General features: G+C 69.4%; 14 protein-coding genes and 1 pseudogene. 8 read left to right on the top strand and 7 right to left on the bottom strand.

Annotation, left to right across the window (positions count from 1 at the left end; genetic code table 11):
• Positions 1-59: 59 nt before the first annotated feature.
• Genes ACFYWI_RS17730 through ACFYWI_RS17745 form a run of 4 tightly spaced genes read right to left on the bottom strand, consistent with a single transcriptional unit; the run spans position 60 to position 3,993 of the window.
• On the bottom strand, positions 60-1,382 hold the full coding sequence (locus tag ACFYWI_RS17730; protein WP_389232519.1) for a branched-chain amino acid ABC transporter permease: 1,323 nt from the start codon (positions 1,380-1,382) through the stop codon (positions 60-62).
• A complete protein-coding gene (locus tag ACFYWI_RS17735) occupies positions 1,375-2,271 on the bottom strand; it encodes a branched-chain amino acid ABC transporter permease (RefSeq protein WP_389232522.1) in 897 nt (298 codons plus the stop codon). The genes ACFYWI_RS17730 and ACFYWI_RS17735 overlap by 8 nt, the downstream gene beginning before the upstream one ends.
• Position 2,272: 1 nt before the next feature.
• Positions 2,273-3,160, bottom strand: a complete 888-nt coding sequence (locus ACFYWI_RS17740) for an ABC transporter ATP-binding protein (protein ID WP_389232525.1) — start codon at positions 3,158-3,160, stop codon at positions 2,273-2,275.
• Positions 3,160-3,993, bottom strand: a complete 834-nt coding sequence (locus ACFYWI_RS17745; protein ID WP_389232528.1) for an ABC transporter ATP-binding protein — start codon at positions 3,991-3,993, stop codon at positions 3,160-3,162. The genes ACFYWI_RS17740 and ACFYWI_RS17745 overlap by 1 nt, the downstream gene beginning before the upstream one ends.
• Positions 3,994-4,191: 198 nt before the next feature.
• On the opposite strand from ACFYWI_RS17745, the gene ACFYWI_RS17750 reads away from it, so the two are divergent.
• From ACFYWI_RS17750 to ACFYWI_RS17760, 3 genes are all read left to right on the top strand, one after another.
• Positions 4,192-5,337 carry a GAF domain-containing protein gene (locus ACFYWI_RS17750; RefSeq protein WP_389232531.1) on the top strand — a complete coding sequence of 382 codons (1,146 nt, stop codon included), beginning with the start codon at positions 4,192-4,194 and terminating at the stop codon, positions 5,335-5,337.
• Positions 5,334-5,966 (top strand): response regulator, encoded by a 633-nt coding sequence (locus ACFYWI_RS17755; protein WP_389232534.1) that lies wholly within the window; start codon positions 5,334-5,336, stop codon positions 5,964-5,966. Before ACFYWI_RS17750 ends, ACFYWI_RS17755 begins: the two co-directional genes overlap by 4 nt.
• A 1,024-nt stretch (positions 5,967-6,990) precedes the next feature.
• Positions 6,991-10,773 (top strand): DNRLRE domain-containing protein, encoded by a 3,783-nt coding sequence (locus ACFYWI_RS17760; RefSeq protein WP_389232537.1) that lies wholly within the window; start codon positions 6,991-6,993, stop codon positions 10,771-10,773.
• A gap of 84 nt (positions 10,774-10,857) precedes the next feature.
• Here the strand turns inward: ACFYWI_RS17760 and ACFYWI_RS17765 are convergent, their stop codons facing one another.
• Entirely contained in the window at positions 10,858-11,484 is a 627-nt protein-coding gene (locus ACFYWI_RS17765) for a hypothetical protein (RefSeq protein WP_389232540.1), read from the bottom strand.
• Positions 11,485-11,600: 116 nt separating this feature from the next.
• Between ACFYWI_RS17765 and ACFYWI_RS17770 the strand changes: the two genes are divergently transcribed.
• Both ACFYWI_RS17770 and ACFYWI_RS17775 read left to right on the top strand, forming a co-directional pair.
• Complete coding sequence (locus tag ACFYWI_RS17770) at positions 11,601-11,900, top strand: hypothetical protein (protein WP_389232543.1); 300 nt, start codon at positions 11,601-11,603, stop codon at positions 11,898-11,900.
• Positions 11,901-12,320: 420 nt separating this feature from the next.
• Positions 12,321-12,968, top strand: a complete 648-nt coding sequence (locus tag ACFYWI_RS17775) for a TetR/AcrR family transcriptional regulator (protein ID WP_389232546.1) — start codon at positions 12,321-12,323, stop codon at positions 12,966-12,968.
• A 180-nt stretch (positions 12,969-13,148) separates the two neighbouring features.
• Here ACFYWI_RS17775 and ACFYWI_RS17780 read toward each other — a convergent pair whose 3' ends face one another.
• Positions 13,149-14,801, bottom strand: a complete 1,653-nt coding sequence (locus ACFYWI_RS17780; protein ID WP_389232549.1) for a carboxylesterase/lipase family protein — start codon at positions 14,799-14,801, stop codon at positions 13,149-13,151.
• 417 nt (positions 14,802-15,218) lie between these two features.
• Between ACFYWI_RS17780 and ACFYWI_RS17785 the strand changes: the two genes are divergently transcribed.
• The 3 genes and pseudogenes from ACFYWI_RS17785 to ACFYWI_RS17795 all read left to right on the top strand — a co-directional run bounded on the left by ACFYWI_RS17785 (position 15,219) and on the right by ACFYWI_RS17795 (position 17,199).
• Complete coding sequence (locus ACFYWI_RS17785) at positions 15,219-16,475, top strand: cytochrome P450 (protein ID WP_389232552.1); 1,257 nt, start codon at positions 15,219-15,221, stop codon at positions 16,473-16,475.
• A gap of 30 nt (positions 16,476-16,505) precedes the next feature.
• Positions 16,506-16,757, top strand: a pseudogene (locus tag ACFYWI_RS17790) (hypothetical protein); the annotation flags it as partial.
• Between the two features lie 229 nt (positions 16,758-16,986).
• On the top strand, positions 16,987-17,199 hold the full coding sequence (locus ACFYWI_RS17795; protein WP_389232648.1) for a hypothetical protein: 213 nt from the start codon (positions 16,987-16,989) through the stop codon (positions 17,197-17,199).
• A 269-nt stretch (positions 17,200-17,468) separates the two neighbouring features.
• On the opposite strand, the gene ACFYWI_RS17800 is transcribed toward ACFYWI_RS17795, so the two are convergent.
• A complete protein-coding gene (locus ACFYWI_RS17800; protein WP_389232555.1) occupies positions 17,469-20,969 on the bottom strand; it encodes an NB-ARC domain-containing protein in 3,501 nt (1,166 codons plus the stop codon).
• Between the last annotated feature and the right edge of the window lie 42 nt (positions 20,970-21,011).

Below are 21,011 nucleotides of genomic sequence, written 5' to 3' on the forward strand. Positions count from 1 at the left end.
AGATCTTTCGAAGGTGTGCGAGACGAAGGGAAGGTGTGCGAGACATAGGGAGGGAGGGGCTACGGCGCGGTCGGGGATGGCTCCGTGCCGCCGGCGGAGACGGGGTCGGTGCCGTGCTCGCCGCCGTTCTGCCCGCGGCGCCCTCGCAGGCGTCGGCGCAGTGCCGCACCGCCGCCGGGTTCCAGCAGGACGATCAGAACGAGCGCAGCGCCGTAGACGAACTTCGCCAGCACCGCGGGGGTGAGGCCGCCGGCATCTGCTGCTCCGGAGCCTTGAAGCTGGGTCATGTACCGCTCCAGCACCGGCGGCAGGGAAGCGACGAACACCGCGCCGAACACGGCGCCGCCCGCGGAGCCCAGCCCGCCGATGACCACGATCGCCAGGTATTCGACCGACAGGGCCACGCCGAAGGTCTCGGGAATGATGCGGCGGAAGGCGAGGGCGAGCAGTACCCCGCCGAGGCCGGCGTACATGGAGGAGACGAGGAATGCGTATGCCTTGTAGCGGACGATGCTGACGCCCATGGCGGCGGAGGCCACCTCGTGGTCGCGGATGCCGCGCAGGGCGCGGCCCGTCCGGCTGCGGACCAGCAGGCGGTAGCAGATCAGCGATACCAGAAGCACCGCGAGGGCGAGGAACCACAGTCGCTCCTCCCGGTGGAAGGGCACACCCAGCACATACGTCGTCCGGCCGGGCAGATCCTCGAACGGGAAACCGAGGAAGGCGAAACCGGGCACGTCACGACCGTTCACGCCACCGGTCAGCGGCTTGGCGTTGACCAGGAGGTGCTGGCCGACGAAGACCAGACCCAGCGAGGCGATGCCCAGGTAGATGCCGCGCAGCCGGGCGGCGACCGGGCTGAAGAGCAGTCCGGCCGCCCCGGTCAGCGCCACGGCCAAAGCTGCCGAGAGTATCGGCGGAAGGCCGAGGCCGGAGTGGACCGCACTGCCTTCGGAGGCGAAGTACGTGTAGCCGTACGCGCCCAGCGCGACGAAGAAGGCGTGGCCGAGGGAAAGCATCCCGGCCTGGCCGAGAAGCAGGGTGAGGCCGATCGCCGCGACCGCGGTGGCCAGGACGAACAGGCCGAGCTGGAGCCAGAACGGGTCCAGGTAGAAGGGCGCTGCCAGCAGGGGGGCGATACCGGCGGCGATCAGCACCGGGCCGGCCCACGGCCGCCGGGAGCCGAACGGCCACAGCGTGCGGGGCATGCGGCCGTTCGCCGCCGGAGTACCCGGGCCACCGCCGGTGGCGGGCTCTGCCTCGGGGCCGTTCGGGACAGCTGCCTCCGAGGGGTCCGCGCCGGGTGCGCAGGGGCCGCTCGCGGGCGGTGCGGAAGACTCCGGCTCCGGCGGTGCCTGGATGGTCCGAGGGGCGTCAGACACGGTGCAGCTCCTTGGTTCCGAACAGGCCGGTGGGACGCGCCAGCAGCACCAGCACCATGACCAGGTAGGGCATGACGGTGTGGAAGCCCGTTCCGAGGAGGGACAGGTGCTCGGCGTAGCCCTGGGCGAGCGCTTCGGTGATGCCGACGAGCAGCCCTCCGGCGACGGCGCCGCCGACCGAGTCGAGACCGCCGATGATCGCTGCGGGGAAGGCGCGCAGGGCCACTGCCGCGGTGGCCGGTTCGAGGCCCGGCGAGGGGAAGACGGTGAGGAACAGTCCGGCCGCCGTGGCCAGCACCCCGGCGATCAGCCAGGACGTGGCGGAGATGCGGCTCCTGCGGATGCCCATCAGGGAAGCGGTCACCGGGTCCTCCGCGGTGGCGCGCATGGCGACGCCCCAGCGGGAGAACCTGAACCAGACCAGGAAGACGGTGATGAGCACGATTCCGGCGGTCAGGGCGGCGAGCCGTGTCTGAGGCACCGTCAGGCCCGCGACAGTGATCACGCCGTTTGCCCACGGGTCCCCCATGGGAAGCACATCGATGCCGATCCGGCGGGTCATCTCGGTCTGCACCAGGACGTCCACGCCGATCGTCATGATGCTCACGGCGAGCACCGACGCTCCGCCCATGCGTTGCACCAGCAGCCGTTCCACCACCAGGGCCAGCGTGACGGCGACGCCCACCCCCAGGAGGACGGCGACCGGGAACGGGAACCGGTCGACCGTGCTGAACCGGGACGTGAAGTACGCCCCGACCATCAGCAGCGCCGGATGGGCGAAGTTGACCACATGAGTGGCCTTGAAAACGACGACGAAGCCGAGGGCGAGGAGGGCGTACACCGTGCCCAGCGACATCCCGCTGATCAGCAGTTGGAGGAGGTTCTGCACGTCAGTTCTCCGACGGGGAGGCGGGGCGGTCCGGGCCGGACGCATCGGGTGGCCCGGCTGAGCCGGGGAGTGCTGTGGTGTCGTCACCGCTGCCGAGGTAGGCACGCAGGACCTCGGGGTCCTGCTGCACTTCCTGCGGGGTGCCGTCCGCTATGCGCTTGCCGAAGTCGAGGACGGTGACCCGGTCCGCGATGCCCATGACCAGACCCATGTCGTGCTCGACGAGCAGGATCGGGATGTCGAGGCTGTCGCGGATGTCGCGGATCAGCCGGGCGGTGCTTGCGGTCTCGTGGGCGTTCATACCGGCAGCCGGTTCGTCCAGCAGCAGGAGCGCGGGTTCGATGCAAAGGGCGCGGGCGATCTCCACCCGCTTCTGGTCGCCGTACGACAGTTCACCCGCGGATGCGTCGAGCAGTTCGCCGAGCCCGACGAAGTGCGCTATCTCCCGCACTCGCTTCCGATGAGCCGCCAGAGCCCGCATGGGCAGCCCCCGGCCGGTTCCCCACAGCGCCTGGGGCCGGAGCAGATGGTGGCGGCCGAGCAGCAGGTTCTCGGTGACCGAGGCACCGGGCAGCAGGGCGATGTTCTGGAAGGTACGGGCGACACCGAGCGCAGCGAGACGGTGCGGGCGCAGCCGGGTCAGCTCGGTGCCGTGGAAGCGGACGGAGCCGCTCACCGGGCGGTAGACGGCGGACAGGACGTTGAACAGTGTGGACTTGCCGGCGCCGTTCGGTCCGATGACCGCGTGGATGTGCCCGGGCCGCACCTCGAAGGAGACGTCGTCGAGTGCCTTGACGCCCGCGAACCGGACGGTCACCCCGTCCACCGCGAGCGCGGCCTCGCCGCCATCGGCGACCTTCGCCGCCGTGGCCGCGTCAGTGTGCCGCATCACAGCTCCCACCGCCCCAGGCGCGCCCCGGCGCCGGCCGGAGCCGGCGTCGCCTCGCAGTCCCCGGAGCCCGCCTCCCGCTCCGCCGTTTCTTCCTCGTCCGGCTCTGCTCGGATTCCGAGGTACAGGTCGCGGACCGACTGGTCCGCTGCGAGCTGGGTCGCCGTACCGGACAGGGTGACGGTGCCCAGCGTGAGCACGACGGCGTGTGAGGCGACGGACAGCGCCATGATGGCGTTCTGCTCGACGAGCAGAACGGTCGTGCCCTGCTCATTGATCTCCTTGAGTACCTCCCCGATGCGGCCCACCATGCGGGGGGCGAGGCCCAGGGACGGCTCGTCGACCAGCAGCATCCGCGGGCAGGCCATCAGCGCACGGCCGATGGCGAGCATCTGCTGCTGGCCCCCGGAGAGCAGGCCGGCCCGCTGGTCGCGCCGCTCGTGCAGCACGGGGAACAGTTCGTGGACCCGCCGGGCCGCCGCCGCCCGCCGTGCCCGGTCCTTCACCGTGAACGCGCCGGCCCTGAGATTCTCGGCCACGGTGAGGTGGGTGAAGACGCGGCGGCCCTCCGGGACGTGGACCAGGCCGTCCCCGGCGAGTGCGGCCGCCGGCCTGCCCACCACGGACCTGCCCTCGAACTCGATCGAGCCCTCGTCCACTGCTCCGCCGCAGGCGGCGAGCGTTCCCGAGACCGACCGCAGCAAGGTGGTCTTGCCCGCCCCGTTGCTGCCGAGGACGGCCACCACCGCCCCGGCCGGCACGTCCAACGACACCGCCTGCAAGGCGAGGACGGCCCCGCCGTAGCGCACTTTCAGATTGCGTACCTGGAGCATCAAGCCTCCGTCGCTTCCCTCGCCTGCTGTGGCGATTGGCGAGAGCTTGGGTTTCGCCGGGGGCAGCGGGTAGCTCCAGGGGGAGGTGTACCTTCAGAGGTCTCCATTCGGAGATGGACTCAGCCGCCGTCCCAGGTCACCATGTGTGCAGCGGAGCGAGCGGTTCGACAGGGTCCGCAGGGCGTGAGGCGACATACCATGACAGATCAGGCAGGCAAGGGACGGGAACGGCCCTTGCCGAACGGCCTGTTCGAGCTCACCGAGGGATACAGCCAGATCCTCGGCCTGCTCGACCAGTCCGTCGCCATGCACCGGGTCGTGGACGATGTGCCCGAGCTCAGCGGGGTCGATGTGGCTTGGGTGGGCGAACCGGACGGCGACGACCGGATCGTGCTCGGGCACACGGTGAACACCCGGACACCCGCGGTGAACGGCCTGGTCGTACCCTCCGGCTGCGGGCTCGGCGGCCAGGTCATGCTCCGGCGCCGGCCCCTGTGGGTCAGTGACTACCGCAGCTCCGACACCATCACCCATCACTTCAAGGCCCAGGCCGAGACGGAAGGGCTGGGCGCGATGATCGCTGTGCCCGTGATGCACGAAGGCCGGCTGTTCGGTGTCCTTTACGGCGCGAACCGGGAGACCACCCCGTTCAGCGACCGGACGACCCGGGCCCTGGAGCAGGCGGCGAGCCGGGCCGCGGCCGCCGCCGTCGTCGCGGAGCGGGCCCGCCATGCGGCCGAGGTAGCCGTGCACGAGGAACGACGTCGGCTCGCGTTGGAACTCCACGACACCATGGGGGCCATGCTGTTCTCCCTGGGGGCGGGCATCCGCACCCTGGCCGACGAGCTGCCGGACGAGGACAGCGTGCAGGCACGGCTCAGTGACCTGGAGGAGCAGGCCGCCCAAGCCGCTGCCGCGCTGCGCGTATCCCTCCATGCGCTGAACGCGCCACCGGAGCAGGTTGCCCTGGGAGTCGCGCTGCGCGGCGACTGCCGGGCTTTCCAGGAGCGCACCGGGGTCGTCGCCCGCCTCATCATCGTCACCGAGGTGCCGGTTCTCGCGCCGGCTCCGGTCAAGGCGCTGTCCTACGCGATACGGGAGGCGCTGCTGAATGTCGAGAAGCATGCGCGGGCCCGCTCCGTGGTGGTCAGCGTCTTCACTCTGTCCGGGGGAGTCTGCGTGACCATCGCCGATGACGGAGTCGGTCTGCCGCCGATGGGCGGGCGCTCCCACGGCCTCGGCCTGTCCGCCATGTCCGAGCGCCTGGAGCGGGTGGGCGGCAAGGTCCACGTCTTCCGCAACGAGGACGGCGGCGTCACCGTCCAGGCATGGGTGCCGGCGTGAACGAACCGACCGTACATGTGCTGGTTGTGGATGATCACCCCATCGTCCGCGACGGCGTCGCGCTGGCGCTGGGCAACGCCTCCTGGATCACCGTGGCGGGATACGCGAGCTCCGGCCGGGAAGCGGTCATCGAGGCGGAACGCCTGAAGCCTGATGTCGTGCTGCTCGATCTGCGCCTGCCGGACATGCTCGCCCCCGAGGTGATCCGGGCGCTGCGGACCCATGTCCCCGGTGTCAAGGTGGTCATCTTCACGGCTTACCCGGAGCACGCGGCTCTGGAGGAGGCGCTGGGCGCCGGAGCGCAGGCCGTGGTCGTCAAGGACGCCGAGCGATCGGATCTGGTGGACATCGTCCGCCGGGTCAACGCCGGGGAACGGGTTGTTCGGACCAGCCCGGACCATCTCCTCAATGTGCTGCTGGCCAGGAGGCTCAAAGAGAGCGGGCTGACCCGCCGCGAGTACGAGATCCTGCGCAGGGTGGCGATGGGCGAGACCAACCCGGAGATCGCGGACGTCCTGGGGCTGACGAGGAACACGGTCAAGACCTACCTCCAGCGAACGCTGGAGAAGCTGGGCGCGCGCAACCGTGTGGAGGCGCTGGCCCGCGCCAGCGAGCGAGGGATTCTCTAGGCCTCACGAACCACTTCTCGGCCACATGGCCCTGCTCACTGCTGACGTGCCGATGCTGACCTTTTGCCGACCATCCAACAGGGGAGTCAGGGACGAGGGAGCGGCCGTTCGGTCGGCAGGGCCTGGGGTGCCGACTACTCGCGCATTCCGGCCAGTTCGACCGGCCGTGTGCGCAGAGCCGTCAGCGCGGGCAGCACGGCGGCCACCGACGCCAGTACGGCACTCGCGGCGACCACGGCGCCGATCGCCCCCAGGCAACGACCAGCGGGGACCGGACGGCGAGCAGGCCCAGGGCGCCCCAGACGACCAGCAGAAAAAGGGGTTCTCGACCTGCACCGGGCTGGTGAACAACCCTATGGAGGTCACCCGCCTCGACGGAACCATCGGCCCCTGGCATCCGGGCCCGGGAGCAGGCTCTCAGAGATGCCGCTTTCGTATGCGTGGCCACTCTTTCGGTGACGCGGGGATTCGGAACGTCACGAGATCGTTCGGGGCAGTGTGATGGCGCACACCGACGGAATGATCGACAGCTTTATCGAGTACGTGACGAACTGTCACCCGGCAGAGCGGGAGAGGATCCCCTGGCAGGATCCGGCCGCACATGGTTCGCAGGACGATCTGCTTCGCACACCACGCTGAGATCTGACACCACTTGCGTCTCGCGCCGGCCGGTCAGTGAGCTGGGATGAAACACCCTACGGCGGGATCAAAAGCTCAGTAAGCAGGTGTAAATCTTCGCCCGTTGACCGCTCGCGTGTTTCCTTGAGCGAGGTTTTTACCGAACCGTCAACTCGCGGCGTACAACCCCGTCCAAACCGTGTTGATCATCACGTCCCCATTGGAGTGATTAACCAGTTGGTCGGCTTTATCCGGTGGTTCGAGCGACGTTGATCGCATAGGAATGCCTTGCGGCGGCATTGAGTGCGTGTCGCCATTCACCAACCAACCAGCCCCGCTCAGGGAAAACGTGAGTGGGGTGAGAGGGGTATTCGGCTTGTCCGGATTAGCAAGAAGAAAACGCGCCTTGTCCCGCATAGCCATTGGTACGGCGCTGCTTACCGCGGCACCGCTCGTCATCACCGGGACCACGGGTGCCGTAGCCGCCGAAGACGTCACGCCGGCTGCTGCTGCCCAGGTGAAGCAGCCAACTGCTGCGGAGATCGCCAAGGCGGACCTCGCGTGGGCGACCGAGCACAGCAAGGGAGGCATCCCATGGGCTCTCGCGAAGGCGAAGAGGACGGGAAAGAAGGTTCTCGTCCCGAACGAGACCACGGCCACCACCCTCACCCACGCCAACCCGGACGGGTCGCTCACCTCGGAGCTGACCTCGGGTCCAGCGCGGATGCAACGCGGCGGCACGTGGGTGGACGTGGATGCCACGCTGACCACCAACGCCGAGGGCGAGGTGGTTTCCAAGGCCCACCCCGGCAGCCTGAAGCTCGCCCCCGGAGGCGGCACCCCCGCTACCTCGCTGAGGGCGGCCGAGGACGCGTCCGGCCGGGACCTGGTGACCCTGGGCAGCGGCGACGGTCAGGTCACGCTGCAGTGGAAGGGCGGCCTGCCCACACCGCATCTGGACGGCACCACCGCCACCTATGAGGACGCTCTCCCCGGTGCCGATGTGGTGGTGGAGGCGACCCGGACGGGGTTCGAGCAGTTCGTCAACATCAACCAGCGGCCCGCCACCGACGGCTACAGCTACACCCTGCCGCTGAAGACCGAAGGCCTGGAAGCCGAGCCGCAGAAGGACGGCTCGGTGACGTTCACCGACCCGAAGACCGGCGAGAAGCGGGCTGTGATGCCCGCCCCGGTGATGTGGGACGCCACGGTGGACAAGGTCTCCGGGGAGCACACCAACCGACACCCGGTGGACATGAAGGTCGTGGACAAGGGCGACGGCGCGTTCGACCTCGTGGTCACCCCGGACGCCGACTTCCTGACCGACCCGGACACGAAGTACCCGGTGACCGTCGACCCCTCGACGTCGAACCTGTCGAATGTCTTCGACACCTATGTCCAGCAGGGCGAGACCGGCGACCTGTCCACGGACGTCGAGCTCGACTTGGGCAACCCCGGTACCACCAACAGCGATGGCACTCCACGCATCGCCCGGTCGTTCATCACCTGGAACACCGCGGCGTTCAGGGACGCGATCGTCACGAACGCCGACGTCTCCTTGTGGAACTTCCACTCCGGGAACACCGACTGCCGGCCGCAGGAATGGACGATCTGGGACACCAACGCCTCCTCCACCGCCTCACGGTGGACGAAGCAGCCCACCTGGAACCAGCAGTTCCACTCCTCCAACCAGACCAAGGGCAACCCGTCCTGCACGAACGCCCCCGACGGATGGATCACCGCGGACGTCACCACGCTCGTGCAGAGCTGGTCCTCCGCCCTGGACGGCAAGGGCTTCATGGGCCTGCGTGCCGCCACGGACGACGTCAAGGACTGGAAGCGCGTCAACAGCGCGAACGCCACCAGCAACCCGCCGAAGCTGACGGTCACTTGGAACTACCGTCCCGGTGACGGCACCGCGCAGCAGGCCGGCACCCCGTTCAAGTCCTACGCCGGTGTCTGGGCGGTGAACACCACCACGCCGACCCTGCGGGACAAGTTCACCGACACCGACGGTGACAAGGTCAACGGAACCTTCCAGATCTACGACGCGGCCACGAACAAGCCCATCACCACTCCGGCCGGGGACGGGGTGATCGTCTCCAGCTACGTCACCCCGGGCTCCTGGGCCTCGGTGAAGGTGCCGGCCGGGCAGCTGGTCGACGGCAAGACGTACAAGTTCCGCACCAACGCCTACGACGGCACCCACTACAACCTGAACTGGTCGCCCTGGCGGGAGTTCGTAGTGGACACCACCGCGCCAGGCGAGCCCACGAGTGTCTCGTCGGCGACCTACCCCGAGAACTGGGGCGGCGGCGGCGCAGGCGTCCAGGGCAGGTTCAACGTCGACACCGGCGTCACCGACGCCCGTGACGTGCAGTACCGCCTCGACCCGTTCGAGGACGACGCGGCGGACTCCGGCTGGTCCACCACTGCGACCACCACCACCGCCGCGACCACGAAGGCCGTCGCCGCGACGAACACCGCTGCGTTCACCGCGACACCGGCCGAGAACGGCAACCACGTGGTGCAGACCCGCAGCGTGGACCGCGCGGACAATGTCGGCCCGATCCGCGACTACGGCTTCACCGCGGGGAACCGGGACTACAACCGCAAGCAGAAGATCGACATCAAGCTGCCGAAGACGGACCCGGACGCCGCGCCCCCCGCGCTCACGGACGATCCACTGCCGGCGCCCGGATGGAAGCAGGGCTCGGCCAGCCGCACCTTCAACAAGGGCGGCATGGAGGTGACCGTCACCCCGAAGGCGCAGCGGTCCCTCGAAGGCACCCGGAAGGCAGCCAAGGAGGCTGCGACGCGGGCGCCCACCTACCCCGACCCGGTCGTCAAGGACTCGTGGTGCCAGCCGAGCCTGGCCGGTGAGGCCCAGAAGTCGCTGATGACGCGCAACGAAGCCTGCCTCTTCTTCGACCTCAGCTTCACGGCCAGGAGCAAGACCCTGCCCGGTGTCGACGACATCGAATACAGAGCCACCTTCGAGACCGCCTTCCAGATCAAGACCGACCCGCACACCAGCGACGTCAAGACCTGGATCCAGCTGAACCCCATCACCAACACGTTCCCCGCCCAGGACCGCGCCGTCCTGCTCGGTTCCGGTGACCCGGACGCCTGGATCTCCTCCATGTGCTACAGCGACGGCTGCAACGACGGGGCAGGCGGAAAGGACATCGACTTCTACGGAGAAACCAACTGGAAAGGCGGCATGAACGGCAACCAGCCCAACGACCCGCACATGATCACCGGCACCGCCGACCACAAGTGGAACGGCAAGGTCGACAACGCCTCCGGCACCCGCGACGTCGACCTCTCCAAGAGCATGCCGGTGTATTTCGCCGGCATGCCCGACACTGACGTGGAGCCGCCGCCCGCCCCGGACGGCAGGAAGCGTGAATGGCAGGACGCGACCGGCCCGTGGCGGTCCCCGGATCTCGTCGTGCGCTGCGACAAGGTCGACTCCAGCGGCGTCCCCGGCTGTGTGATGCCGCAGTACACACCGGAGTACAAGTTCAACACCGCCAAGTACACGGCCGCCGCGGCTCACGTCTGGATGGTGCAGAACAAGAGCAAGCCGTCCCAGGGGCTCGGCGCCACTCCGGAGAAGCCGCTGCACTACCACCCGTCTGCGAGCCGGGCGGAGAGCGGTTGGAACGCCGAGAAGGACTCTCGCAAGGTGATGTGCACCAAGTATCGGGGCAAGCGCGCCGCCGATGGTTGGGTGCCGACGAAGAACTTCGTCAACCACCCGAAGACGACGATGCACCAGGAACTCGTGGACAGCCCGTTCCCGGATACGATCTCGTGTGACGAGTTCCCGTTCGCCTCGACCTACGAGTCCCCGGGGCTGCCCGCCAACAAGGGCGGCAAGATGCCTGCCGGGGCGGACGGCGGCGGTGAGTGCATCCAGACCGTATCGGCCAAGACCGATGACGGCAGCGAACACCTGCTGGACGACACTCGCTACGACCCACCGACCTGGGACGAGAACTGCGGTCGCTCCTCGATGTCGACGTACATGAACTCGGGCGCAATGAGCCGCTTGGGTAATGAGTTCGCCCCGCAATTCCGGCTCCTCGACAAGGACCCGTACACCGTGGATGTCGGCGACGCATGGTTCAAGGCATGTGACACCTCCAAGGCTGCCCTCATCTGCGAGATGAAGAAGCCCTGACAGGCTGATCACCCTCCCGGCCCCAGCCCCGAACCGGCTGGGGCCGGGAGCCAACCGTCCTCAAGAGACCGGGTGGAACGACTCTCAGCCGTCCACAGAAGGAGAGTCAGGGTGTTCCCACACCAGACATCCCTTCACCACCCCAGGCAGCTCCGGCCATCTCTGACTCACGAACTGGCCACTGCCTGACTCCAGCGCCTCGGCAACCGCCTCGAGATAGGAACCGACAGAAGGAAACTCAGGTTTGGACATCTCGGGCCCGGAGTGCGCGGACCACTGCCCCTCACCGCCGCCTCCAGGCCCCCCGGAAGCGTCGACGTAGCGGCCCATCAGGGCCCCTTCCTGATCCTCACCCAGCCAGGCAACCCACGCCCTCCCCCAGTCGACATCAGGCCAATTGAACGACAGGCGAATCGCGGCGGCCTGCCTCGGGCTGAGGAAAACGCCACCGGGCAGGAACATGTCCGACCGAAGCTCGCCCTCCTCGTCCGCTTCAACCTCGACGTACTCCACGCCGCCACACACACGCCACAGGACTTTCAACTCATCGGGGAATCCGTGTCCCAGCCACTGCCGCAGCTGCTCCTCGTCGGTGCGGACCTCCTCGTCGGTAGCCGGCGGCAGCAGGCTCTGGTGGGAGACCGGCGCGTTCTTCTCCAGCCAGCAGGTAATACGCGCCCACACACGTTCAACATTCGCGTAGTCGGTCATGCCCCGAGCCTACGAAAAGGCGAACCCGTGTCCCACACAAAGGTCCAGGCGACCACGCGCTCCGCGATGCTGCTCGCCACGGCCAGCATCGTCACCGCCATCGTGGCCGCGCTGTTGTGAAGGTTCCGGCAGCGGTACTGGCCGCCCTTGTCCTGGCCGCCGGAATCCTCGCCGGTGTCGGCCGTCCCGGCGTACCCGAAGGCCCGCGCGAGCCACAGCCGGCCCAGACGCACCAGCCTGCGCCCGCTTCGGGCGGCGGTGAGGTGGACTGCGTCAAGCTCGCCGCCGAGCTGAAGGCCGAGCAGGCCGCGAAGACCGACGAGCCCGAGAAAAACGGCAGGGCGACGTTCGAGATGGTGGCTGTGCCGGAGGAGTGCAAGGACGAGCTCCGCACAGCAGGCGTCGACCGCCACTGAGCCCATTGGGCGAAGAGGTCGTCTCAACTGGGTCGACCCGGGCAACGCCCGGTTCGCACTGCGACCCGTCAGTCTCGCAACCTTCCACGAGGCCGGCGGTGAGCCGCCGTCGGAATCGCTCACCTCCCCGGGGTACGGATCCCTCAGCGAGTTTCTGGACACCGTGGCCCAAGCCCTCGTCCAAGGCACCGGCCCGTTGACGGCCGAGGCCATTCCTGGGTTTCACAGGGGTGCACTGGTGTGGGGGCCGTTGCCGGGCGACGGTGCTCCGTGGACGCGGCGCACCGGAGAAGGGCTCCACAGCCTGAGGGCAGCTTCCAGGTAGGCGGGATGCTGCGCGGGTCGAACCCGGGCCCGCTCACATGAGTAACGAGGCCCCGGACATTCTCCTCGGTCCCACGGCTGATCTAGAGTCGGCGCATGACGGAGGCATCGGCTCGGGACCGCGGCATGCGGTCCCACGACGCGATTCTCGGCACGGCAACTGAGCTGATGTCCCAGCACGGTTACGCCGCCACGTCCATATCGATGATCTCGGCCGCGTGCGGACTCCCCGCCAGTTCCATCTACTGGCACTTCGGCAGCAAGGACGGCATCTACGTCGCGGTGCTCCAACGCGCAAGAATCTCCTTGCTGGCGGCCCTGCCTCCGGTCGACGTACCCGGCGCGGATGTTGCGCAGCGGCTGGACGCCTTCCTCCGATCCGTCGGGGACAGCTTCCAACGCCACCCGCACAGCCTGAAGCTGCTGCTCGGCGTGGGCATGCTGCGGCAGGACGCCAGTACGTCGGCCCTGGCCGAACTGCGCCACTACCGGGACGCGTTGCTGGCGTGGGCCCAGGAGTCCCTGAGCGTCGTCTTCGGCCTGAGCCTTCGCCCCGAGGTGTCGGACGAACTCGCCCGCTTCACGCTCAGAACGGCGAGCGGAACCGCGGTGGCCCGTTGGTTCGAACCGGCCACGTCCCTCGAGATCGAGCCGCTGCGCATCGCGTTGATGGCCCTGGCGTCCCACCACGGCGTTTCCCTGACGGAGGCTCCCCCGGCGGCACGCGTCACGGACGTGTCGTGAACCGCTGGTTGTCGGTGAGGGAGGCCGGGACAGCTCACGGTGGCCGGAAGCACGGTCTGCCGAGGAGGTGGCGAGGCTGCGGGCCCGGGGCGGCTTCCCGCGGTGCGGGGGTGGAGGCCGCGCCGAAGGGGTCCACCCCCTGTGACGGGGGTGGACCAGACTCGCAGAGCATGCGCACCGTCAGGAGGTGGCGTCCGGCTGCCAGAACGCGCAGTGGTGGTCGGCAGCGAAACCGGTGGTGGGAGCGGTGCGGTCCGGAGCCAGAACCTGGATGCGGTCACGGTCGGCGGTGTATCGCGGCCAGATGGGGGCGCCGGGCCCGTTGGGGTTGCCGGTGGCGACGAAGCGGGCCCAGTACCCGGTCATCGTGACGGACAGCCGGCGCTGTGCCGCAGTGGTGAGTGGCAGGGCGTCCATCGGGAACAGATAGGCCAGTTCCGAGGCGTGGAAGGCGCCCTGCGGGGTGTGCGGCGCCGGGATGAACGGTGGTGCCTGGGGATCGTCGAACTCATAGGCGTAGACGGGGACCCGGCCGCTGTACAGGCGGCCGTCGGCACGCGCCGGGCAGGCGAATCGCTGGTCGGTGCCGACGGCGGAATAGGCCAGGTTCGGGGAGGGGTGGGCGGACGCCGGATACGTGTCGAGAACGGCGGCAGCCCGGTCAGGGTGCTGCAGCCTGATCAAGGCGGCATAGGTCTGGGGCGTGAGTGGCCCGCCGCCGAGCAGGTCCACGTTGAGCGCCGTGAAGTACCGGTACTCGTCATGGGTGCTGCCGTTCAGCGTCGGGACCGCGTTCACCCGGTCCTCGGCCCACGCCCGGTGCGGCGGGATCGGAAGGATGGGCGGTCCGGTGTTCGGTGTCCACAGGAACGCCGCCCCGGGGGCACCGCGGATGAGCTCCCCGGTGGGTACGGCGCGCAGGCAGGCCGGTACGCGGGACGGGTCGGTACAGCCGACCGACGCCGCGAAGCTCTGTCCCCTCCTCTCGGCGGCGGCCAGGGGGAGCGGGTTGAGAGCGTCGGCCGAGACGCAGTTGCCGCTCTGCTGGACGACCTGGTGGAACAGGCCCCGCGCGGTCGGTGAGGCGATGTGGAGGCAGCTGTCGATGGACCCGGCGGACTGGCCGCCGAGCGTGACCCTGCTCCGGTCCCCGCCGAACGCACCGATGTTGCGCTGTACCCAGCGCAGCGCGGCCTGCTGGTCCATGAGCCCGTAGTCGCCGGAGGCTTGGTGGGTGCTTTCGGCCGACAGAGCGGGGTGTGCGAGGAAACCGAGGGCTCCGAGACGGTAGTTGACGGTTACGACGACCAGACCCCGCGCGGCAAGCGCCGCTCCGTTGTAGTCGCTCCCGGCGCCGTAGGAGTTGCCGCCGCCGTGCAGCCACACCAGCACCGGCAGTGTCCTGCCCCCGGTACGGGGTGGGGTCCATACATTCAGATACAGGCAGTCCTCCGACGTACTGCCGGTGCGGTTGGATTCACCGGGAAGGACCGGCCCCCCGTCCGGGAGCAGTGTCAGCGGCAACTGGGGGCAGGGACTGGCCGGTGCGGTGGCGTCCCGCACGCCGGACCACGGCTCGGGTGGCCGGGGCGAGCGCCAGCGTAAGTCCCCCGTGGGGGAGGCGGCGAAGGGAATGCCCTGGAAGGCGCGGCCGCCTTCGGGCCGGACAGCGCCGCGGACCATGCCATGCGCGGTAGGTACGACCAGCGGGTCGTGTCCGGAGTCGGAGAAGGCCGCCGGAGGCGCGCCGACCGACAGCAGCAGTGCGGCGACGGTCGTCGCGACGGCGGTCACGGCTCGGGTAACGGGGCGGCGTACGCTGCGGAATCTCATCGGTCTCCTCTGTTCGGTTCCGTCCGCTTCTGCGAAGGAAGGCACAGCGGTGGACGTCCGGCTGCCGGCGCCGTCGCGGACCTGCGGTGAGCCGGGGAGGGGGAAGGGCGGACGAACGCAACCACCAGTCCGCTCATGTCGGGCCGATGTGCCTGTCGACGCCGTCCGGCCGAGAACGACCGCGCTCTTTCGGCGCCAACCACGTTGCTCTGTAGTGAGCGTTCCATCCAGGGGCGACGCTGTCCATACAACGGACGAGGAAACGACGGGACGAAGCAGGCCGAAGCACGGAGGTAAAGCCCAACTGCCCTGCTGCGTACGCTCCATGGACATCCGCACCCCCGTATGGAACGCTCACTACAGAGCCGAGAGTCCGATCCGGTCCGCAGTGTTCACCCGCCCCATGGGAGGAGCGCCGTGAGCGATCTCGTCATCCATCAGCTCCCTGCCGACATCGAACGACGGCGGGACCCCTACCCCTGGTTGGACCGGCTGCGTCGATCGGGGCCGGTGCAGCGTGTCGAGCTGCGAGGCGGGGGCCACGCCTGGCTGGTCACCCGCTACGACGACGTGTTGGCCGCCACCGCGCACCCCTCGCTCAGCAGCGACCCACGCACCCCCGGGAGCCCCGCGTCGCCCTCCGCCCGGCCGGGCGGGGACGGGCGGCGGCCGCCCAGCATGCTCACCACGGACCCGCCCGACCATACGCGGCTGCGTCAACTGGTCTCCCGTGCCTTCACCCCTCGGCGAGTGGCGGCGTTACGGCCGCGGGTGCAGCAGATTGCCGACGGCCTCCTCGACGCAGTGGCCCCGCTCGGCCGGGCCGACCTTATCGCCGACTTCGCCCTCCCGCTCCCGGTCGCGGTCATTTGTGAACTTCTCGGCGTACCCTTCGAGGACCGCGCTCGGTTCAGCCGGTGGTCGGCGGAGATGCTCAGCCCGCCCGTGGCCCCGGCGGTGGCCGCTGCAGCCGAGCAGGCACGGGCCGACCTCGGCGAGTACCTGTGCGGCCTCGTGGTACGCAAGCGCGCCGAACCCGCCGACGACCTGCTCACCGCACTCGCCGCCGCCGGTGAGGAGAACCGCCTGTCCGACGCGGAACTGGCCGGCACAGCAATCCTGCTGCTCGTCGCCGGCCACGAGACCACCGTCGGCCTCATCGGCACCGGCGCCCTCCTGCTCCTCCTCCATCCCGCCCAGCTGGACCGGCTTCGCCGGGAACCGGCCCTGCTGCCGTCGGCGGTCGAGGAGTTCCTCCGCTACGACGGGCCGGTCATGCTCGGCGTCGTACGCTACGCCCGCGAGGACCTGGAGCTGGCAGGCACCGCCATCGCCGCCGGTGAGACGGTGGTGCTCTCCACCGGCGCTGCCAACCGGGACCCGGGGCGGTTCGCCCGGCCGGAGGTCCTGGACGTCGCCCGCGCGCACAACCCGCACCTCGCCCTCGGGCACGGTCTCCACTACTGCCTGGGCGCGGCGCTCGCCCGTCTGGAGGGCGAGGTCGCGATCGGTACGCTTCTGCGCCGCCTGCCCGCTCTCGCGCTCGCCGTGGACGAGGAGCACCTGCGCTGGCGTCCCAGCGTCCTCCGAGGACTGGCCACGCTGCCCGTCACCTTCACTCCTGTGGCGTTCCCGGCCGACCGTGACGACCGCCCCCGTGTCGTCGAGCGGTGAGGCGCGGAGGACCACGCGGCATTTCTGCACATGGCACTTCCGAACACCACGGCAGTCGAAGCACCGTCGGCCGCACCGGCCCCGGGCCGACCACACCTTTCGGAGAGTCACACGAGAAGACGGACCGCTTTTCCGGCACTCGCCGCCTTGCCGCTGGCTTCAGGAGCGACCGTCGTCGCTCCGGCCCAGGCGGCGCCACCGCCCGCGCACCTCACGGTCGACTCCACGGCGGATGCCGTGGACGCGGACGCGTCCGACGGCCTCTGTCGCACCGCCGCGGGAACCTGCACCCTGCGTGCGGCGGTGATGGCCGCGAACGCCCTGCCCGGCAGCACCATCGAGCTGCCCGCCGGCCGCTACCGGCTGACCATCCCCCGAACCCCGCCTGCTCATCGGTTCGAACCCCGACCCGACCACGGGCGACCTGAACGTCGGCGCCCCGACCACCATCCGGGGTGCCGGGGCGCGGGAGACCGTCATCGACGCAGGCGGCATCGACCGGGTCTTCCGCATGAGCGCCGACACCCAGCTGTCCGATCTCACCATCACGGGCGGAGTGGCCAAGCAGCGGGAGGTGCCGATCACCGATCCCGGCGGAGGCGGCATCGCGAACGGCAAGAACACTCAGCGCGTCAGCTCTCGTGCCTGCCCCTCGTCGGTCAGCGTGATCGCGGCCTGCCCCGCCGCCGGCCATGATGCTGGACCATCCCCGCCCATGTGGTGACTTCTGGAGTCACCGCACTGGAAGAGGCCTTCCGAGTGGTTCAGGGAAGCGGCTGCTCAGACGGTGGTCGACGGGTGTGGAACGAGGAGTCGGCGGCGATGCATCGGGCCCGCCCCTGTGTCCGGCCTTCGGTCGCGCGTATGCCGGACACCGTGACGTGGTGGCCGGACACCGTGACGTGGTGCACGTGCGCGACGTGCTCAAGCCGCCCGCCCCTTGCGCTGCATCGAATGCGTCGTGCTGTGGGCTTCCGATGTGCCGTGCGGCCGTCAGGCCTCCAGGGCAGGCCGCTCGGCCGGTTCTGAGCCCATCTCCTTGTACACCCAGTGCTCGTGCTCGTACGCCTCGTTGCGAGTGGAGGAGTCGAGCAGGGAGCGGACCTCGTGCTGTGCCTCGACCGTGCCGAGTTCGCCTTCGTGGTGACGCGCCATGACGCCCCGGACGCGCTCCAGCTCGGTGTCTGTGGCGCTCTCGGTCCCCTCCGGCTGTGAGTCGGCGTCGGACGGTCCATTGAAAGGCGCCGGCACGGGCAGCGGTTCGGCATCGGTGTCGAAGAGCCGGGCCGCTGCCTGCCGTACGAGGACTTCGGTCCGCAGCAACGGGGGTGCGTCTGCGCCGGGGCCGCGGGCCATGCGTTCGGCGCGGTCGAGGACGAGCGAGGCCTGGTGGAACGAGTCCGCGGTGGCGTACTGGGCGCTCAGGTCGACCAACGCCTGCATGGCCCTGGGAAAGGATTCGTTGCGCTCCCACAGGGCCGCGGCGGTGTGTCGGAGGTGGACCGCGGTGGCCGGATCCTCGAGACGCTCGGCTGTGTTGGCCGCGTTGTTGTTCTCGTTTGCCGCGTTCGACAGGTTTCCGAGTTGCTCCCACATGTCTGCCGCGCGGCGGAAGAGGCCGAGCGCGGTGTCCCAGTGCCCGGCGTTGTCCTCGGCGAGTCCCCGCTCGTTGAGGGCCATCGCCCGGTACTCGGGAGTTCCCCACCGGTCCGCAAGGTCCAGCGCAGCCCGCCCCAACTGCAGGGCGAGATCGCTGTCGTCGGTTCGCCGGGCGATGCGGCAGTTGTTGATCGCGAGAGGGACGGCGGCGGCCGACCGGCCGGTGGTGGTGAGGATGGTGACGGCCCGCTCACCCGCGGACAGGGCCTCGGCCCACTTCTCCTGGTTCCAGAGGATCAGGCTGAGTTTGAACTCGGCCTGGGCGACGAGATCGGGCAGCTGAAACTCTCGGGCGATGAGGATGGCCTGTCGTGCTGCGTCGGCCGCGAGCCCGGCTGTCCGCTCGGAGCGCAGGGTTTCGGCGTTGAGCAGGCAGGCCTTGACCGCCTCTTCGGGCTGCCCGTGCCTCAGATGAAGGGCGATGCGTGTGTCGTTGATGCCGATGATGGCGTCGAGTTCCGCACGCGCCGTGTACAGGACGTGCAGTCCGAGTGCCAGCTGCGTGGCCAGGTCGAGCCAGTCGTTGTCCTGCGCGAGCTGCAGGGCGGTGTGGAAGCGGGTGGGATCGAGTTCGCCGGTCAGGAGCGCGCCGGACACCTGGTCGGTGATTTCTGCGAGGCGGGCGCACAGATACGCCACAAGGGCGTGCTGGAAGTCTCTTACGGTGGCAGGTGGTTCTTCTTCGTCCAGCCGTTCCACGGCGAAGAGCCGGACCAGGTCGAACAGTTTGAAAGTGGCCAGCAGACCCTCGACGGGCATACGGACGATCTCCTGCCGGGCCAGGCTGCGGTCCACCAGCCTGTTCAGCAGGAGCTCCTGTCTCAGCGCGGGGGCGGCGAGGCAGTGGCCGAGTTCCGCTCCGGTGACCGCGGCTCCGGGAGCCGCGGTGATGAGCCGGAAGACCCGGCGTGTGGCCGGGTCGAGGGCATCGTGGCTGAGCCGGATCGCCAATCGGACTGCGCGGTCGCCGTAGGCGAGGCCGTCCAGCCTTCCGGATTCCGTCTCCAGGAGCTGGACCAGGTAGGAGGGTGTGGGGCCGGACGGGTGTGCCAGGCGTGCGCCGATGATGCGGAGGGCAAGGGGCACGTCCCCGCACAGGTGGCCCAACTGATGGAGCATGGCCACCTCGTCGCCGGGGGGTTCGTGCCCCTCCAGACACCGAGTGAGGACCTCCACGGACGCGGCCCGAGCCAATGGGCCGACCTCGAAGACGAGCCCGGGATCGGCGTAGTCCTGGGCCCGGTCGCGTGAGGTGACGAGGACGGCGCAGCCGGCGGCTGCCTTGACGAACGGCCGCACATGGGCGGCGTCGCGCGCGTTGTCGAGTATCAGCAGGACGCGTCGGTCGTGCAGGTGCGCCGTGAAGGATGCGAAGAGCCGGGCGTCGTCCATCACCTCGGAGCCGAGCCTGACGCCCAGGGCCTCGGCGACGATGCGCACCACGGTACGGGCGTTGAGCGATGCGTCCGGGACCAGCCCGTTCAGGTCGACGTAGAACACCCCGCCTGGGAACGCGGGAGTCAGCGCGCGGGCGGCCTCGACGGCCACGACGGACGTGCCCACGCCAGGTTGTCCGCACAGGAACGCAGTCGCGGTCCCGTACCGCGTCATGCGCTGGTCGACCGCGCTCGCGATGCGTTGCACCAGATCCTCGCGGCCGGCGGTGCAGGGGTCCGCGCCCGGTAGACGGCACATTTGGACGGCGACGGCCATGAGCTCGGGGCGCCCCGGTGCCGGGCCGGTGGCGTACGCGGGAGGTTCTGAGGCCTGTAACCGGTCACCGGCGCCGCCCGCGTCCTCCGCGACCGGTTGGCGGGGAGTGGACAGGACTGCCTCCACCGAGGTGGAACGCGCGGGAGGCAGATAGCTCGTCAGGGCGTGCAGGAAGCCTGACAGAGGAACAGTCCCGGTGTCCTCGAGACCTTCCCGGAGGAAACGACGGCACGCCTCGGACAGCTCCGCGAACATGTCGCCCCGCAACTCTTCGGCGAGCGCTTTGCGGAAACTCCCCAGAAAGGCCCGGGCCGCATGTGCGGAAACCCCATCTTCGAGATGCGTGTGTGGCAGTGGCTCGGCCCACCGGAACAGCGCCTGCTCGTGCCCTGCGAGACGCGGCACGAGCACGCGTGCGTCCAAGCCGCGCAGCCGGAGTCTGCGACGGAACTCCTTGACCTCCAGTGCACCCCAAGCGCCGCCGCACACCCTGGAGATGAGCAACTCGACGATGTCCTCAAGGCGCCCCGCCCCCTGGAACGAGTCATCCAGCGCCGTGAGCACCATGGCCGCCTCACGCGCCGCTTCCCCGGGGCCGGTCAGGCCCGGCGCGGCGGGGGTGCTCCGGGCCGCGCCGTCGGCGTGGACCGCGGCGGAGGCTGACGCGGACAGCCGCGTGCTCACCTCATCATCGAGCACCAGTCGTCGGCGCACGCCGATGTTCCCGCGGCGCTCCAGAACATGGGTGAGGTCCTCTGTCCTGGCCACCCACACCCAGTCGCGCAGCCAGCCGTCGGCACTGTTGTAACGCGCCGACACCACACCGACCACCACGCCATCGCTCAGACGGGTCACGGGCGCGCCGCTCATACCGGGGACCAGGGACGAGGACGACAGCATGCCCAGCGCCACGCCGTCCCGTTCCGTCCATCCCCGCCAGGCGCCGGTGGCGTAGAGGAACCGGTAGTCGTGCCCGGGGTCGTCGACGGAGGCCACGCCGGTGACCACCACATCGGTGAGCAGGTCTACCGCGTCGGTGGGTGCCCAGCCGGTGACCGACTCCTCCAGTGGCTCCGCACGGCGCATCACGGCCACGTCTCGTACCGCGTCGAAGGCCGTCACCTGTGCTTCTGCGGAAGCCGACGATCCGTTCAGCGCGTCTGT

This window comes from Streptomyces sp. NPDC002889, assembly GCF_042888425.1.
GTDB lineage: Bacteria > Actinomycetota > Actinomycetes > Streptomycetales > Streptomycetaceae > Streptomyces.